The organism is Cedecea colo, assembly GCF_011808225.1.
Lineage (GTDB): Bacteria > Pseudomonadota > Gammaproteobacteria > Enterobacterales > Enterobacteriaceae > Dryocola > Dryocola colo.
The window spans coordinates 951,136-967,723 of record NZ_SOYS01000001.1 but is presented as its reverse complement, the minus strand read 5'-3'; the positions used below and the strand labels follow the sequence as shown (position 1 = coordinate 967,723).

The following is a 16,588-nucleotide window of genomic DNA, read 5'->3' as shown; positions in this document are numbered from 1 at the left end:
GCTGTGAGTTCAATGGGTCGATGCAACGCTATCCTTAATCAAGGGGGACGTTGCCATGAAACGAAGAACTCGGATTAACTACACGCCAGAGCAGAAGGCGATTATCTGGGACAGATATAAGCAAGGCGATTCCCTGCATGATATCGCCAGAATGTTCGACAGATATCATTCATCTATTATGCCCACTATCCACCAGACAGGCGGCTACCGTCCTTCCGTGCGAAAGCGGCACCGATTAGCGCTTTCGCTTGATGAAAGAGAGGAGATATCCAGAGGACTGGTAGCAAAACTCAGTATCAGAGACATCGCTGCCAAATTATCAAGAGCGCCCTCAACGATTAGCCGCGAGGTCAGGAGGCACGGAGGTGCCAAACAATACCGTGCAGCAAAAGCCGATGCTGCTGCGTGGGGAAATGCGCTGAGACCAAAACCTTGCAAGCTAATTGAAAGCCCCACATTGTGTAAAATCATTGCAGAGAAGATGCATCAGGACTGGTCGCCGGAACAGATCGCCGGTTGGCTGAAACGCTGTTATCCGGATAATCAGGAAATGCATGTGTCACACGAAACGATATATAAAACGCTTTTTATACAAACCCGGGGGGCATTAAAAAAAGAACTGCAGCAATGTCTCAGAAGTGGAAGAGCGGTTCGTAGATCCAGAATGTCATCGCTTAAAGGGAAAGGGTTAGGATCAAAACACTGACATGGGATCGGGGGGCTGAAATGACCAGCCACACCCGATTTACTGTAGCGACAGACATTCAGATTTATTTCTGTGATCCTCAATCTCCCTGGCAACGCGGCTCAAATGAAAATACAAACAGATTACTCAGACAGTATTTTCCAAAAGGAACTGACTTATCAGTGCACAGCCAACAAAGACTAAACAGTGTCGCCAGACAGCTCAACGAGAGGCCGAGAAAAACGCTGGACTATGAATCACCCGCAGAGCGGTTCAATCAATGTGTTGCATCCATCGGTTGAACTCACAGCACAAAGCGGACAACCTGAGATGTTCAGGTTTAGAGTCAGAGGGTTTGGCTACATACTCACGATTGAACGGGGCTCTGCTACCCACTTATCCAGTTTATCAGCCCATTCCTGCATCATCACTTTACGCTCATCAAGATAGGTCGCATGGTTGTATGTGCGACGAACATTGTTGGTATCTGCGTGCGCAAGTTGGGCTTCAATAGCATCAGGCCGATAGTCCATCTCGTTTAAACGAGTACTTCCTGTGGTTCGGGTTGCATGTGGGCTATAAGTTCCACTCCAACCGAGGCTTTTAAGTAGCTGACGTAGAGAGTGGGATGTCATCGGGCCTAGCGGATTATCTCTGCCCGGGAAAAGGTGCTGCCGATGCCCGGTTAATCCTTGTAGCGTTTTGAGCATTTTGACAGCTTGAGAGGGAAGGGGAATAACATGTTCCCTACGAGCTTTCATGCGCGTTGCCGGAATGGTCCACAGTGCGTTACAAAGATCGAATTCCGCCCATTCTGCCTCGGTGACTTCGGCTGGTCGCGCCAGCGTCCACCACATTAGCCACATGCAATAGTTAACCTGGTATGAGCCACGACTATTGTCAAAACAGCTTAATAACTTCCCGATTTGCTGAGGATTTAATGCCTGTTTGTGCTGTGTCTTGTTGGCCGGAAGGGCCTTACGCACAGGCCAGACAGGATCGCTATCAGCTCTAAGCTTAGCTACTGCCAACTCGAAAACTGATGAAATGGTTCGACGGGCTTCAGCGGCAACTGTCGGTGCTCCTCGTTTAGCAGTTTCCTGAAGAATTTTAAGAATGTGGTGTGGGGTTATTTCCCTGATAGGAAGTTTGCCGATGGCGGGAAAGACGACTCGTTCCAGCATATCAAGGCGGCGCGCTTTGGTGATTTCTGCCCAGTCTTTCATCTGCAACCACTCTTTGGCGATCAGCTCAAAGGTGTTAGATGCGTCGTTGACCTTGCGGATCTTATCTAATTGCCTGGCCTGTGCCGGGTTTATCCCATCTGCAACTTGCTTACGTGCTTGCTCGCATTTCTCGCGCGCCTCAGCGAGTTTTACCGCAGGATACTCACCCAGTGCAAACATGCTCGATTTGCCGTTGAACTTAAATCGATAACGCCACGCTTTTTTGCCGTTGGGTTTTACCTCGAGATACAGCCCATTGAAATCATTGAGCCGGTAAAGCTTTTCTTTAGATTTTGCTGTGCGGCATTGAGTATCAGTGAGCATAACGATTCCTTGTATATTTCTTATACCGTTATTGTACTCACCTGGAATGAAGATGGAAGTTAATTGTACTCACATTTGTACTCACTTTTAACTGCGCTTCCACGATATCACCTGAGACGCCATGAAACGAAAAATCCACGTAATTACGTGGATTTTATAGTTTTTTTGTTTTTTCATGAGATTCAATGAAACCGCATGAGACAACAAAACTTATTTAGACGTTGAACAGGAAGTTCATCACGTCGCCATCTTTAACGATGTAATCTTTGCCTTCTGCACGCATCTTGCCCGCTTCTTTCGCACCTTGCTCACCTTTGTAGGTGATGAAGTCTTCGTAAGCGATGGTTTGTGCGCGGATAAAGCCTTTTTCGAAGTCGGTGTGGATTTTACCGGCAGCCTGTGGAGCGGTTGCGCCAACAGGGATAGTCCATGCGCGTACTTCCTTCACGCCTGCGGTGAAGTAAGTTTGCAGATTCAGCAGCTCATAACCGGCGCGAATAACGCGGTTCAGACCGGGTTCTTCCAGGCCCAACTCTGCCATAAATTCGTCACGATCCGCATCGTCGAGTTCAGCGATATCGGATTCAACCGCTGCGCATACGGCAACAACCACCGATCCTTCGCCAGCGGCGATTTCACGTACCTTGTCCAGGTATGGGTTGTTCTCAAAACCATCTTCGTTGACGTTGGCGATATACATGGTTGGCTTCAGCGTCAGGAAGCTCAGGTATTTGATGGCGGCCTTGTCTTCATCGCTCAGGGTTTTCAGCGCGCGCAGCATGCCCGCGTTTTCAAGCTGTGGCAGACATTTTTCCAGCGCGGCCAGTTCAGCCTTCGCATCTTTATCGCCGCCTTTGGCTTTTTTCTGCACGCGATGAATAGCGCGTTCGCAGGTGTCGAGGTCGGAAAGCGCAAGCTCGGTATTGATAACCTCGATATCGTCAGCCGGGTCCACTTTGTTATTCACGTGGATAATATTGTCGTTCTCGAAACAACGCACCACGTGGCCGATTGCTTCGGTCTCGCGGATATTGGTCAGGAACTGGTTGCCCAGGCCTTCGCCTTTAGACGCGCCTTTTACCAGGCCCGCGATATCCACAAATTCCATGGTGGTTGGCAGAATGCGCTGAGGTTTTACGATTTCGGCAAGCTTGTCCAGTCGCGGGTCCGGCATTGGCACCACGCCGGTGTTCGGCTCAATGGTACAAAACGGGAAGTTAGCGGCTTCGATTCCCGCTTTGGTGAGCGCGTTGAACAGGGTGGATTTACCGACGTTCGGCAAGCCGACGATACCGCATTTGAATCCCATGGTTTAAATCACCTTAATTGCTTGATAATCAATGAGTTGCTATTAACTCAATGAAAAAAGTAGATAACTTTGCCTATTATACACGTAAACCGTTTATAAGGGGCGTGGAAATAGGCTCAGGCGGCCCTTGCAGGCGTTACTGCGCCTTAAAAGCATGCAGGCGGTTAGTGGCTTTAGTCAGCCCTTCTTTAAGCCAGACTTCCGTGCAGCGTGCCGCTTCGTCTACTGCTTCATCGATCAGTTTTTGTTCGCTGGCCGGCGGCTTGCCGAGTACAAAGCCAACAACTTTACTTTTATCACCCGGATGACCAATGCCGACGCGTAAGCGGTGAAAGTTAGGGTTATTGCCCAGCTTGCTGATGATGTCTTTCAAACCGTTGTGTCCGCCGTGGCCGCCGCCGAGTTTAAACTTTGCCACTCCCGGCGGCAAATCAAGCTCGTCGTGCGCAACCAGCATCTCCTCCGGTGCGATACGGAAGAAGGTTGCCATGGCGCTTACGGCTTTGCCGCTCAGGTTCATAAACGTGGTCGGCACCAGCAGGCGAACATCCTCACCGGCAAGGTTAATGCGTGCGGTATAACCGAAGAATTTCGCTTCTTCTTTTAGCGACTGATTATGGCGTTCGGCCAGTAAGTCAACATACCAGGCCCCGGCGTTATGGCGAGTTGCCGCATATTCCGCACCCGGATTGGCCAGGCCGACGATCAATTTAATACTCACGTTTTCTTTCCTGAAAGCAGACTCAAGCCGCGTAGTTTACTGCGCTGCCGGCGTGATGACAAAGCGCAATGCGTCAGTAGTCAAACTATTGAATAATTCAATAGCGAGACCATTAGAATTTCATGGTATTCAGCGGGTTATTTGTAAACTTTTGTCATACTTTCATTCGTAATTGTGACCGCTGGCGCACATACTTGCGGATGGTGTTGTCTATACTTTACACACAAGGAGAGGGGGTATTCCCCGCTAACCCTGAACCATCCGGAGGTGACAGATGAAACGCAAAAACGCTTCGCTACTCGGTAATATGCTTATGGGGTTGGGGCTGATAGTCATGGTGGTTGGCGTGGGTTATTCCATTCTGAACCAGTTGCCGCAGTTCAATCTCCCGCAGTTTTTTGCTCACGGCGCCGTGCTGAGCATTTTTGTAGGTGCCGTGTTATGGCTTGCCGGAGCGCGTGTCGGCGGCCACGAGCAGGTTTGTGACCGCTACTGGTGGGTACGCCACTATGACAAACGCTGCCGTCGCGACGATCGCCATGGTCACAGTTAAACGGTAAACAAATCTATAAAAACTCCGTCATTTGATGGAGCTTTTTTGTTTCAGGCCGCAAGCGCGGCCTGAACATCAGGGAAAAAAGCCAGGCGGCCGGCTATCGGCTTTATGCCTGCACGAGCGAGCGTTCGCAACGGCTGGAACTCCAGATTCGTAACGCGTAGCTCACACCCTTGCGGTAGTTTTTCCACAAAGCGTCCAAACGCATCAAGCCCGCCGGCATCCAGCACCGGAACGGCATCCCATTGCAGAATAATGATGTGATTTTGCTCTATGCGCTGACATAAGTCGGTAAACAGCCCGTCCGCTGCGGCAAAGAATAGCGGGCCGGTAACGCGAAACGCCAGTACACCTTCCGGCGTGGTGATATTCAGCGGAGCTAGCCTTGTCATTCTTGCTATGCGGCGCATAAACAGCAGCGAAGCCAGCACGATCCCCACGCTAATGGCGATCACCATATCGAACAGCACGGTCAGCGACATACATATCAGCATCACGATGATGTCATCTTTCGGCGCGCGCCTGAGCAGATTGATAACTTTGTGCGCCTCGCTCATGTTCCACGCGACCATCAGCAGCAGCGCGGCCATGGCGGAAAGCGGCAGCCAGGAGAGCAACGGCGCCAGCACCAGCAGCGCCATGATCACCAGCAGGGAGTGAATAATGGCTGCCACCGGCGAGGTTGCGCCAGCACGCACGTTCGCCGCCGAGCGGGCAATGGCTGCCGTGGCGGTAATGCCGCCAAAGAAGGGCGCGATGAGATTACCCAGCCCCTGGCCGATAAGCTCGCCGTTAGCGTTGTGCCTGGTGCCGGTCATACCGTCAAGAACGACGGCGCAAAGCAGGGATTCAATCGCGCCAAGCATTGCCATGGAAAACGCGGCCGGCAGGAGGGCGGAGAGAGAATCCCAGCTCAGGGTAAAGCTTGCATCAGGAAGCTCCCAGGGCAGCATCAGTTGAGGCAGCAGTTGCGGAATGCCGTTGCCCTGGGTTCCATCCGCCAGCACGTAGTGAAAACGCGAGCCGATGGTGGCGACATCACCGCCGCTTAAATACACAACACCCATAACGGCACAGCCCGCAAGCAGCGCGGGTAAATGCCCCGGCAGGCGAATCCCCAGACGTGGCCAGAGAATCAAAACGGCAAGCGTCACGATGCCGATAACCGCATCGCCAAAATTCAGCGTCGGCATGGCCATCGCCAGCGCGGCAACCTTGTTCAGGTAGTGTTCCGGCACGTGCTCAAGCCGCAGGCCAAAGAAATCCTTCACCTGCATGGTGGCGATAGTGATCCCGATTCCCGAGGTAAAGCCGAGCGTCACGGGCAGCGGGATATATTCGATCAGACGGCCAAAACGCGCCAGACCAAAGAAGATAAGAAACAGGCCGGACATGAGCGTGGCGATCAGCAAACCGGCAAGGCCAAACTGTTGTGCAACGGGATAAAGGATGACCACAAAAGCCGCGGTTGGCCCGGAAACGCTGTAGCGCGAACCGCCGCTTAGCGCAATTACAATCCCTGCAACTGCTGCCGTGTAGAGCCCATATTGCGGCGCAACGCCGCTGCCGATAGCCAGAGCCATCGCCAGAGGAATGGCGATAATGCCTACGGTAATTCCCGCAATGGCGTCGCGGGTAAAACGGGAAAGGGTATATTTTTCGCGCCAGCAGGCGTCTGTCAGGGCACGAAAAGGCATAACGGTAGAAGAAGATACGTTTTTCACATTGATTCCATCCGTGAGCGCATCATCTGTCATTAATGGCAGGTGAAGGAGGCCGTGCTAAAAATAAATTCTGCAAACGAAAAAACCCGCCGCAGCGGGTCTTTTAAGCGAATTCGATTAATGCTCGAACATCGCAGAGATTGATTCTTCGTTACTGATACGGCGAATTGCTTCGGCCAGCATCCCGGACAGGGTCAGGGTGCGGACGTTTGGCAGCGCTTTAATTTCATCAGACAGCGGGATGGTATCGCAAACGATAACTTCGTCGATAACTGAGTTACGCAGGTTATGAACCGCGTTACCGGAGAAGATCGGGTGGGTTGCGTAGGCGAAGACACGTTTAGCACCGCGTTCTTTCAGCGCTTCCGCTGCTTTACACAGGGTGCCGCCGGTGTCGATCATATCGTCAACCAGCACGCAGTCACGGCCGGATACATCACCAATGATATGCATAACCTGAGAAACGTTAGCGCGTGGGCGACGTTTGTCGATGATGGCCATATCGGTGTCGTTCAGCAGCTTAGCAATAGCGCGGGCACGGACCACGCCGCCGATGTCCGGGGAAACCACGATTGGGTTTTCCAGGCCGATTTGCAGCATATCTTCCAGCAGGATTGGGCTACCGAAAACGTTGTCTACCGGCACATCGAAGAAGCCCTGAATCTGTTCTGCGTGCAGGTCCACGGTGAGAACACGGTCAACCCCAACGCTTGAGAGGAAGTCAGCAACTACTTTCGCGGTGATCGGCACACGGGCAGAACGCACACGACGGTCCTGACGAGCATAACCAAAGTAAGGGATAACAGCGGTAATACGACCTGCAGAAGCGCGGCGCAGGGCGTCGACCATAACAACGAGTTCCATCAGGTTGTCATTGGTTGGTGCACAGGTGGACTGGATGATGAAAATATCACCACCGCGTACGTTTTCGTTGATTTGTACGCTTACTTCACCGTCGCTAAAACGTCCGACGGCGGCGTCACCAAGAGAGGTGTACAGGCGGTTGGCAATACGTTGTGCTAGTTCCGGGGTGGCGTTACCAGCAAAAAGCTTCATATCAGGCACGAGAAAAACCTCAGGCATGCGTCCAGTGGCGGATGGCTGCTACCGCAACAGTGCGGATGGCGGGTGGGGCAACACCCATCCAGGCGGTGTTTAAAGAGCTTGATGCAACGTCTGAAACAAGGTGACGTTGTCACCAATGCTCAGCTTGCCCGGAAAGGGCCAGATGCAGCGGGGAGAGATTAACGCCTCGCGCTACAAAGCCATGCAACCATTCCGGGGCTTGCTCAAGCACCTGGCGGGCTTCGGACTCGGTGTTAAATTCAGCAAACACGCAAGCGCCGGTGCCGGTCAGGCGCGACGGCGCGTATTCTAACAGCCAGGAAAGCAGCTCATCAACCTTACGAAAACGTTTTCTTGCGATAACCTCACAATCATTTCTAAATTCACAATCCAGCAACGTCTGAATCGTGCGGGGCGGGGTATCCCTTTGTAGCTCAGGATCTTTAAAAATAACCGGCGTCGGAATGCTTATGCCCGGATGCGCAACCAGATACCATTTTTCTTCCGGTTCCACCGGCGTGAGAATTTCTCCTATCCCTTGCGCAAAGGCTGAGTGGCCGCGAACAAAAACCGGAACATCAGCGCCCAGCGTAACGCCAAGGGCGGCAAGCCGGTCTTCACTCAACCCGGTTTGCCAGAGGTGATTGAGCGCAACCAGCGCCGTCGCCGCGTTCGAAGAACCTCCGCCGAGCCCTCCGCCCATTGGTAAACGCTTTTCTACGCGTAAATCAGCGCCTGCGCCAGCTGGCAGCGTGCCCAGTCGCTGCGCTTCGTCCATCAGTAAACGCGCAGCCCGGACTATCAGATTTTCATCGTCTGGCACACCTTCAACCGGCGTCAGGAGCTGAAGCACGCCGTCCTGGCGCGGCGCAATAATGAGGGTGTCGCCATAATCAAGAAACTGAAACAACGTCTGTAGATTATGGTAGCCGTCTGCCCGACGGCCGGTGATATACAGAAAAAGGTTCAGTTTTGCGGGAGACGGCCAGCGGGTAATCATTATTTAACCGTCCAGTTATCCATTTTCAGCTTGATACGCTGGTCACCTTCGCGCAGTTCCATATTAGACGGCAGGGCGGGCTGCACTTTGTCGTTGTAGTCGCTGTACACCACTTTCCAGGTTTTGCCGTTCTGAGTGTAATTTACTTCGCTCAGGCGATACTGATTATCGAGCTTATAGTCGGTGGCTTCGCCCGGCAGGCCAAGTATCCACTGGCGCAGGCTGTTTAATGGAATAGGCATACCTGTCAGGCGGCCAATCATATCTTCTGCATCCTGCGCTTCGTAACGTTTACCGTTGCGATCGACCAGCTGCACTTTACCCGGCTGTGCGTTCAGCTCAAGCTCGGTACTGCCAAGGGGATTAGTCAGCAATAAACGGTATCTGTCCGGCGCGGTTTGTTGCCAGTTAAAACGCGCATATACTTTTTGACTATCGGAGAGATAAGCAAAAGCGCCACGCGTCTGGTACTGGGTGATTTTTTGCACTTGTTGCTGGTGTTGTAACCACTGCGGCGAGTCCGGACTTTTGCCAGGACCGGTCGGTTGATTGACAGCGCACCCGGCCAGAACCAGGCTTGCGAGTGGCAGAAGGCGCATCAGACGGGCTTTAGGCATGATCATAGCGGCAGTGAATCCTTAGAAATCGTTATAGTGGTTAACCGTTTATGCTAGCGGTGCCCCGGCAGGGCGTCTACGGTCAAGTTGTCTTAAATCACAAATTGACCTGATACTCTGTAAGAGGTGGCTCTCTTTTATTGACCGCGCGCATCCTGTATGATGCGCGCAGAAATCCTTATCAACATCGGTATTACTCAGACCGCTCAATGACCCTGTTAGCATTAGGCATCAACCACAAAACTGCTCCAGTATCGCTGCGAGAACGCGTAACGTTTTCGCCGGACACGCTCGACCAGGCTTTGGGTAGCCTGCTGGAACAGCCTATGGTGCAGGGCGGCGTAGTGCTTTCTACCTGCAACCGCACCGAACTGTACCTTAGCGTTGAAGAGCAGGACAACCTGCACGAACGGCTGGTGCGCTGGCTGTGCGACTACCACAACCTTAAAGAAGAGGAAGTGCGTAACAGCCTCTACTGGCATCATGATAACGACGCCGTAAGCCATTTAATGCGCGTTGCCAGCGGTCTGGATTCACTGGTGCTTGGCGAGCCGCAAATTCTGGGCCAGGTCAAGAAAGCGTTCGCCGACTCGCAAAAAGGGCATTCGCTTTCCAGCGAACTGGAACGCATGTTCCAGAAATCTTTCTCGGTGGCGAAACGGGTTCGTACGGAAACGGATATCGGTGCCAGCGCCGTCTCGGTGGCGTTTGCCGCCTGTACGCTGGCGCGCCAGATCTTTGAATCCCTCTCCGGTGTGACCGTGCTGCTCGTTGGCGCTGGCGAAACTATTGAACTCGTCGCCCGTCATTTGCGCGAACACAACGTGCAGAAAATGATTATTGCCAACCGTACCCGCGAGCGAGCGCAGGCGCTGGCTGATGAAGTCGGAGCCGAAGTCATCGGTCTTGGCGATATCGACAGCCGCCTGAAAGACGCCGATATCATCATCAGTTCCACCGCCAGCCCTTTGCCAATTATTGGAAAAGGCCTGGTAGAACGCGCCCTGAAAGCGCGTCGTAACCAACCTATGCTGCTGGTGGATATTGCCGTGCCGCGCGATGTGGAACCGGAAGTGGGTAAGCTCGCTAACGCCTATCTCTACAGCGTAGACGACCTGCAGGCCATCATTCAGAACAACCTCGCGCAGCGTAAAGCCGCAGCGGCGGAGGCTGAAACCATCGTGGCGCAGGAATGCAGCGAATTTATGGCCTGGATGCGCGCCCAAAGCGCAACCGAAACTATCCGCGATTATCGCAGCCAGGCGGAGCTTATTCGCGACGATCTGGCTGGCAAAGCACTCGCCGCGCTTTCTCAGGGTGCTGACGCCGAAACCGTCCTTCAGGATCTGGCCTGGAAATTAACCAATCGCCTGATCCATGCCCCAACCAAATCGCTTACGCAGGCTGCCCGTGACGGGGATGACGAACGCCTGCAGATCCTGCGCAACAGCCTCGGGCTGGATTAGCACAACAACTCTTATTACAAGGTGATACACCACCCATGAAGCCTTCTATTGTTGCCAAACTGGAAGCCTTGCAGGAGCGCCATGAAGAAGTTCAGGCCCTGCTTGGCGATGCAGCCACTATCGCCGATCAGGATCGTTTTCGCGCGCTTTCCCGCGAATATGCTCAGCTGAGCGATGTCTCACGCTGCTTCCTGCAGTGGCGCCAGGTGCAGGAAGATATTGAAACCGCACAGAGCATGCTCAACGATCCGGAAATGCGCGAAATGGCGCAGGAAGAGCTGAATCAGGCAAAAAGCGACAGCGAAGAATTAGAACAGCAGTTACAGGTTCTGCTGCTGCCTAAAGATCCGGATGACGAACGCAACGCCTTCGTTGAAGTACGCGCAGGAACAGGCGGTGACGAAGCGGCGCTGTTTGCCGGGGATTTGTTCCGCATGTACAGCCGCTATGCGGAATCCCGCCGCTGGAAGGTTGACATCATAAGCGCTAACGAAGGCGAACATGGTGGTTATAAGGAAGTGATTGCCAGGATCAGCGGCGACGGTGTCTATGGCCGCCTGAAGTTCGAGTCCGGCGGCCACCGCGTGCAGCGCGTCCCGGCGACCGAATCTCAGGGTCGCATTCACACCTCAGCCTGTACCGTCGCGGTGATGCCGGAAATTCCGGAAGCAGAGCTGCCGGATATCAACCCGGGCGATTTGCGCATCGATACCTTCCGCTCCTCCGGTGCGGGCGGTCAGCACGTTAACACCACCGACTCGGCTATTCGTATTACCCACCTGCCAACCGGCATCGTAGTGGAGTGTCAGGACGAGCGTTCGCAGCATAAAAACAAAGCGAAGGCGTTATCCGTACTGGGTTCGCGTATTCGTGCGGCCGAAATGGCGAAGCGCCAGCAGGAAGAGGCGTCCACTCGTCGCAACCTGCTGGGCAGCGGCGACCGTTCGGACCGTAACCGTACCTACAATTTCCCACAGGGCCGCGTCACCGATCATCGTATCAACATTACGCTGTATCGCCTCGACGAAGTAATGGAAGGCAAGATCGACGGGCTGATTGAGCCCATCGTGCAGGAATACCAGGCCGACCAGCTGGCGGCGCTGTCCGAGCAGGATTAATGGATTTCCAGCACTGGTTACAACAGGGAATAGCCCGACTTCAGGAGAGCGAAAGTCCGCGTCGCGATGTGGAGATCCTGCTGGCGTTTGTTACCGGCAAAGCGCGAACCTTTATCCTCGCGTTTGGTGAAACCGAACTTACGGCGCAGCAGTTGCAGCAGGCAGAAGCGCTGCTGGCTCGTCGTGTGCGCGGTGAACCGATTGCTCATCTTGTCGGCGAGCGCGAGTTCTGGTCGCTGCCGCTGCGCGTCTCTCCGGTAACGCTCATTCCGCGTCCTGATACCGAATGTCTGGTAGAACAGGCGCTGGCGCGCATGCCTGCCGCGCCGTGTTCCGTGCTGGATTTAGGCACCGGGACGGGCGCTATCGCGCTGGCTATTGCAAGCGAGCGCCCGGACTGCGAAATTACCGCGCTGGATCTTATTCCTGAAGCCGTAGAACTTGCCCGCAATAATGCCGATCGGCTTGGCATTACCAATGTTAGGGTCTTGCAAAGTCACTGGTTTAGTGTGCTCAATACTCAGCGTTTTTCGCTTATTGTCAGCAATCCGCCTTATATTGACCGCGAGGACCCGCATCTGGCTCAGGGTGACGTGCGTTTTGAGCCGCTGAGCGCGCTGGTTGCTGATAATGCCGGGCTGGCGGATATACGCACGCTGACTGAAACGGCGTGGCGGTTTCTTGAACCCGGCGGCTGGTTGCTTCTGGAGCACGGCTGGCAGCAGGCGCAGCAGGTGCAGCAGCTATTCATCGCAGCCGGTTTTAGTGAGGTTCAGACCTGTCAGGATTACGGCGGCAACGATCGTCTGACTCTGGGACGCTATTTCTAACGATAAGGAACGCAACGGTTGGCAACTTACTTTGCAGTCAAACACTTGCATATTTTGACAGTCTTCATTTCCGTGAGCCTGTTTATTTTACGTTACTGGTGGCAGTACCGTGATTCTGCCCTGTCACACAAGCGCTGGGTACGCATCGTACCGCATGTGAACGACACCCTTCTGCTGGGCAGCGGCATCGCACTGGTAATGATTACGCATTTTTATCCGTTTACGCCGCAGGGCGCATGGCTGACGGAAAAACTATTTGGCGTTATCATCTACATCGTTTTGGGTTTTATCGTGCTGGGCCGACGCCCGCGCAGCCAACAGGTACGGTGGTTTGCCTTTCTGTTGGCGCTGGTGGTGCTCTACATCATCATTAAACTCGCCACCACAAAAATACCGTTATTGGGGTTTGTATGAGGTCGTTAGCCGATTTCGAATTTAATCAGGCGCCGCTGTGCGAAGGCATGATTTTAGTTTCGCAGCTGATACGCGAAGATTTTCCGGAAGCGGAAGTGCGCGTGCAGCTTGAACGGCTGGTCAGCCAGGCTCGTGAAGATATCTGCGCAGCCGATTGTTCCGATCGGCAGTTAGAGAAGCTGCTTGAGCTGTTTTACGGCGAATGGGGATTTAAAGACGCCGGCGGCGTATATCGTCTGTCGGACGCTCTGTGGCTGGATAACGTGCTGAAAAAACGCCAGGGCAGCGCCGTTTCCCTGGGCGCGATTTTACTGTGGATTGCCGAACGCCTGGATATTCCTTTAATGCCGGTCATCTTCCCGACGCAGCTTATTCTGCGCGGCGACTGGATGGACGGGGAAATGTGGCTCATTAATCCCTTTAATGGCGACACCCTCGACGAGCATACGCTTGACGTATGGCTGAAGGGCAATATCAACCCAACCGCCGAGCTTTTTGAAGAAGACCTCGACGAGTCGGACAATGCCGAGGTTATCCGTAAACTGCTGGACACGCTAAAATCCGCATTGATGGAAGAGCGGCAGATGGAGCTGGCACTGCGCGCCAGCGAAGCCTTGCTCCAGTTTAATCCGGAAGATCCGTACGAAATCCGCGATCGTGGTCTTATCTATGCGCAGCTTGATTGCGAGCACGTGGCGCTCAACGATCTAAGCTATTTTGTTGAGCAGTGCCCGGAAGATCCGATTAGCGAAATGATTAAAGCGCAAATTAACTCGATTTCGCATAAGCAGATTATCCTGCATTAATGCATAATTTTTGATTCACACCCGATAAGGCGATCTGAAAGATGGAACAAAAAGTGGTTAGCATTGGCGATATCAACGTCGCAAACGACCTGCCGTTTGTGCTGTTTGGCGGCATGAACGTGCTGGAATCACGCGATCTCGCGATGCGTATCTGCGAGCATTACGTCACCGTTACGCAGAAGCTGGGCATCCCTTACGTGTTCAAGGCATCGTTTGATAAAGCCAACCGTTCATCCATTCACTCTTACCGCGGTCCAGGTCTTGAAGAAGGGATGAAGATTTTCCAGGAGCTGAAGCAAACCTTCGGCGTGAAAATCATCACCGACGTTCATGAAGCAAGCCAGGCGCAGCCTGTTGCCGACGTGGTAGACGTGATTCAGCTGCCAGCCTTCCTCGCCCGTCAGACCGATCTGGTTGAAGCGATGGCGAAAACAGGCGCTGTTATCAACGTGAAAAAACCGCAGTTCGTAAGCCCGGGCCAGATGGGTAACATCGTTGATAAATTCCATGAAGGCGGCAACGACCAGATTATTCTGTGCGACCGTGGGGCAAACTTCGGTTACGACAACCTGGTTGTCGACATGCTGGGCTTCAGCGTGATGAAACAGGTTTCTAACGGTGCGCCGGTCATCTTTGATGTAACCCACGCCCTGCAATGCCGCGACCCGTTTGGCGCTGCGTCCAGCGGTCGTCGTGCTCAGGTTACCGAGCTGGCTCGCGCCGGTATGGCGACCGGCCTTGCGGGTCTGTTTATTGAAGCGCACCCGGACCCGGACAACGCGCGCTGCGACGGCCCGTCCGCTTTACCGCTGGCAAAACTTGAGCCATTCCTGAAACAGATCAAAGCGATCGACGATCTGGTGAAAGGCTTCGAGCCGCTGGATACCAGCCACTAAGCTTTTTTATCCGTTCAATGCCAAAAGCCCTTATCCTGCGATAAGGGCTTTTTTACATCTGGTGGGCATCAGGCAAATATCGTCATCAGGTAAGCGGCGAACAGCGCGAGGTGCGCGGTGCCGTTAAGCACGTTGGTGCGCCCGGTTGAGAACGAAATCTGGCACAGCATCAGCGAGGTGAGCATGACCACCATTTCCGGTTTGCCAAGGCCGAAAATCAGCTCATTACCCGTCAGCATCGCAATCAGCGTCACCGCAGGAACCGTCAAAGAAATTGTCGCCAGCACCGAGCCGAAGAACAGGTTCATGGCGCGCTGCACCTGGTTGTTCAGCACCGCTTTCAGCGCGCCCAGTCCTTCCGGAGAGAGAATCAGCAGCGCGACAAGGAAGCCCGTAAACTGTGCCGGTGCATTAAGCGTGCTCAGCAACGACTCCAGCGGGCTGGCATTCATTTTCGTCACGACAATAACGGCAACCAGGTGCACAAGCAGCCAGATAGCATGCCATGTGCTGCTGTGTGCGGATGGCTTACCGTGATGCGGATTATCGTCATCCGCTTCATCTTCGTGCTCGTAGACGAACAGGCTCTGGTGCGTTTTGGTCTGGATCAACAGGAATACGCCATACATCGCAGCGGAAATGCCGGCCACCATCAGCGACTGGCCAACGCTGAAGTTGCCCCCCGGCAGGGCGGTAGGAAACACCAGGACAATCACCGCCAGCGGGAACAGCGCTATCAGATATTGTTTAATGCCAAACAGATTCATGTACTGGGTGGCGAATTTACGCCCGCCCAGCAGCAGCGAGAAACCTACCAGGCCGCCGGTAACAATCATAATAATGGAGTAAAGCGTATCGCGCATCAGCGTGGGCGCGGCATCGCCGGTAGCCATGAGCGCGGAGATTAAACTGACTTCAAGGATAACAACGGAAAGGCTGAGAATTAAAGACCCGTAAGGTTCACCTAAACGGTGTGCCAGCACATCGGCGTGGCGTACTACGCTAAAGGCGCTGCTTAAAATAGCCACTAACGCCAGAATGTTAATCCCGACTACCACCGGCAACGACTGGCTGGAACCCCATACCGCCAGTATGGCCAGCGCCAGCAGCGGGAAAATAAGAGAACTCTCCTTATGGCGGGTTTTCACCGCCTCATACTGTGTTTTTGGCATTACGATTCTCCATGTGCACAAGTGACAAGCTGTTTCATTGTGGTGATTGCAATTTTTAACCCTAACAAAATAGCAAAAAATGGCTTATTAACGGAAATATTTACTTACTTTTACGGCTTTTGCAGATTTACGACGTTAATGACGTAATAATAAAACTTACTGTTTTTTATAATCGTAAAAACAACTAGTTATGATTTTTTAAATTTAAACTTTACGAATTATTGGCGGCGCTGGACGCTTTGTTTCACACTTAAGAGTCATCTATTAAGGAGATTAATCTATGCCTTATAAAAGCAAAAGCGCCCTGCCGGACAGCGTGAAAAATGTTCTGCCTGCCCATGCGCAGGACATCTACAAAGAGGCGTTCAACAGCGCCTGGGATGAGTATAAGGATAAAGAGGAACGTAAAGGCGATGCCAGCCGGGAAGAGACGGCTCACAAGGTCGCCTGGGCCGCCGTGAAGCATCAGTACCAGAAGGGCGATGATGATAAATGGCATAAAAAATAGCCGCCGTAGCGCAACGCTATCCCACTAAACCTGGTTACCTTTGCCTGGTCTGGCAAGTGAAGTGACGTTTTACTTTTTTGTAATAGTCACCATACTTGCCAGCGCCTCGCTAATTGCTTATCGTCACCGGTATGCTGCTTTATAAGTGAGC

The 16,588-nt window shown here is 53.2% G+C and carries 16 protein-coding genes and 1 pseudogene; 9 read left to right on the top strand and 8 right to left on the bottom strand.

Annotated features, from left to right (window positions below):
* Positions 1 to 55: 55 nt before the first annotated feature.
* Positions 56 to 987 (top strand): annotated as a pseudogene (locus E2L00_RS04370) (IS30 family transposase).
* A 57-nt stretch (positions 988 to 1,044) separates the two neighbouring features.
* On the opposite strand, the gene E2L00_RS04365 reads toward E2L00_RS04370, so the two are convergent.
* From E2L00_RS04365 to pth, 3 genes are all read right to left on the bottom strand, one after another.
* On the bottom strand, positions 1,045 to 2,235 hold the full coding sequence (locus E2L00_RS04365) for a tyrosine-type recombinase/integrase (RefSeq protein ID WP_167607460.1): 1,191 nt from the start codon (positions 2,233 to 2,235) through the stop codon (positions 1,045 to 1,047).
* 214 nt (positions 2,236 to 2,449) lie between these two features.
* A complete protein-coding gene (gene ychF, locus E2L00_RS04360; protein ID WP_167607457.1) occupies positions 2,450 to 3,544 on the bottom strand; it encodes a redox-regulated ATPase YchF in 1,095 nt (364 codons plus the stop codon).
* A 136-nt stretch (positions 3,545 to 3,680) separates the two neighbouring features.
* Positions 3,681 to 4,265 (bottom strand): aminoacyl-tRNA hydrolase, encoded by a 585-nt coding sequence (gene pth / locus E2L00_RS04355; RefSeq protein WP_167607454.1) that lies wholly within the window; start codon positions 4,263 to 4,265, stop codon positions 3,681 to 3,683.
* Positions 4,266 to 4,539: 274 nt separating this feature from the next.
* Between pth and ychH the strand changes: the two genes are divergently transcribed.
* On the top strand, positions 4,540 to 4,818 hold the full coding sequence (ychH, locus tag E2L00_RS04350; protein ID WP_167607451.1) for a stress-induced protein YchH: 279 nt from the start codon (positions 4,540 to 4,542) through the stop codon (positions 4,816 to 4,818).
* Between the two features lie 50 nt (positions 4,819 to 4,868).
* Here ychH and dauA read toward each other — a convergent pair whose 3' ends face one another.
* The 4 genes from dauA to lolB form a co-directional block, all read right to left on the bottom strand.
* The gene (gene dauA / locus E2L00_RS04345) at positions 4,869 to 6,545 is read right to left on the bottom strand and encodes a C4-dicarboxylic acid transporter DauA (RefSeq protein ID WP_167607448.1); all 1,677 of its coding nucleotides are present in this window, start codon (positions 6,543 to 6,545) and stop codon (positions 4,869 to 4,871) included.
* A gap of 117 nt (positions 6,546 to 6,662) precedes the next feature.
* Positions 6,663 to 7,610, bottom strand: a complete 948-nt coding sequence (gene prs / locus E2L00_RS04340; protein WP_008454180.1) for a ribose-phosphate diphosphokinase — start codon at positions 7,608 to 7,610, stop codon at positions 6,663 to 6,665.
* Positions 7,611 to 7,740: 130 nt separating this feature from the next.
* Entirely contained in the window at positions 7,741 to 8,607 is an 867-nt protein-coding gene (ispE, locus tag E2L00_RS04335; RefSeq protein WP_167607585.1) for a 4-(cytidine 5'-diphospho)-2-C-methyl-D-erythritol kinase, read from the bottom strand.
* Positions 8,608 to 8,609: 2 nt separating this feature from the next.
* Positions 8,610 to 9,233 (bottom strand): lipoprotein insertase outer membrane protein LolB, encoded by a 624-nt coding sequence (lolB, locus tag E2L00_RS04330; RefSeq protein WP_167607445.1) that lies wholly within the window; start codon positions 9,231 to 9,233, stop codon positions 8,610 to 8,612.
* A gap of 203 nt (positions 9,234 to 9,436) precedes the next feature.
* On the opposite strand from lolB, the gene hemA reads away from it, so the two are divergent.
* Genes hemA through kdsA form a run of 6 tightly spaced genes read left to right on the top strand, consistent with a single transcriptional unit; the run spans position 9,437 to position 14,757 of the window.
* Complete coding sequence (gene hemA / locus E2L00_RS04325; RefSeq protein ID WP_167607443.1) at positions 9,437 to 10,693, top strand: glutamyl-tRNA reductase; 1,257 nt, start codon at positions 9,437 to 9,439, stop codon at positions 10,691 to 10,693.
* Between the two features lie 35 nt (positions 10,694 to 10,728).
* Positions 10,729 to 11,811, top strand: coding sequence for a peptide chain release factor 1 (gene prfA / locus E2L00_RS04320; protein WP_167607441.1), 1,083 nt, complete (start codon positions 10,729 to 10,731; stop codon positions 11,809 to 11,811).
* A complete protein-coding gene (gene prmC, locus E2L00_RS04315; protein WP_167607439.1) occupies positions 11,811 to 12,641 on the top strand; it encodes a peptide chain release factor N(5)-glutamine methyltransferase in 831 nt (276 codons plus the stop codon). Before prfA ends, prmC begins: the two co-directional genes overlap by 1 nt.
* A gap of 18 nt (positions 12,642 to 12,659) precedes the next feature.
* Positions 12,660 to 13,055 (top strand): invasion regulator SirB2, encoded by a 396-nt coding sequence (gene sirB2 / locus E2L00_RS04310; protein WP_167607436.1) that lies wholly within the window; start codon positions 12,660 to 12,662, stop codon positions 13,053 to 13,055.
* Positions 13,052 to 13,861: an invasion regulator SirB1 gene (gene sirB1 / locus E2L00_RS04305; RefSeq protein ID WP_167607433.1), complete on the top strand. Its 810-nt coding sequence runs from the start codon at positions 13,052 to 13,054 to the stop codon at positions 13,859 to 13,861. Before sirB2 ends, sirB1 begins: the two co-directional genes overlap by 4 nt.
* Before the next feature lie 41 nt (positions 13,862 to 13,902).
* Positions 13,903 to 14,757, top strand: coding sequence for a 3-deoxy-8-phosphooctulonate synthase (gene kdsA / locus E2L00_RS04300; protein ID WP_167607430.1), 855 nt, complete (start codon positions 13,903 to 13,905; stop codon positions 14,755 to 14,757).
* 68 nt (positions 14,758 to 14,825) lie between these two features.
* On the opposite strand, the gene chaA is transcribed toward kdsA, so the two are convergent.
* On the bottom strand, positions 14,826 to 15,929 hold the full coding sequence (chaA, locus tag E2L00_RS04295) for a sodium-potassium/proton antiporter ChaA (protein WP_167607427.1): 1,104 nt from the start codon (positions 15,927 to 15,929) through the stop codon (positions 14,826 to 14,828).
* 280 nt (positions 15,930 to 16,209) lie between these two features.
* On the opposite strand from chaA, the gene chaB reads away from it, so the two are divergent.
* Positions 16,210 to 16,437, top strand: coding sequence for a putative cation transport regulator ChaB (gene chaB / locus E2L00_RS04290; RefSeq protein ID WP_167607424.1), 228 nt, complete (start codon positions 16,210 to 16,212; stop codon positions 16,435 to 16,437).
* Positions 16,438 to 16,588 lie beyond the last annotated feature (151 nt).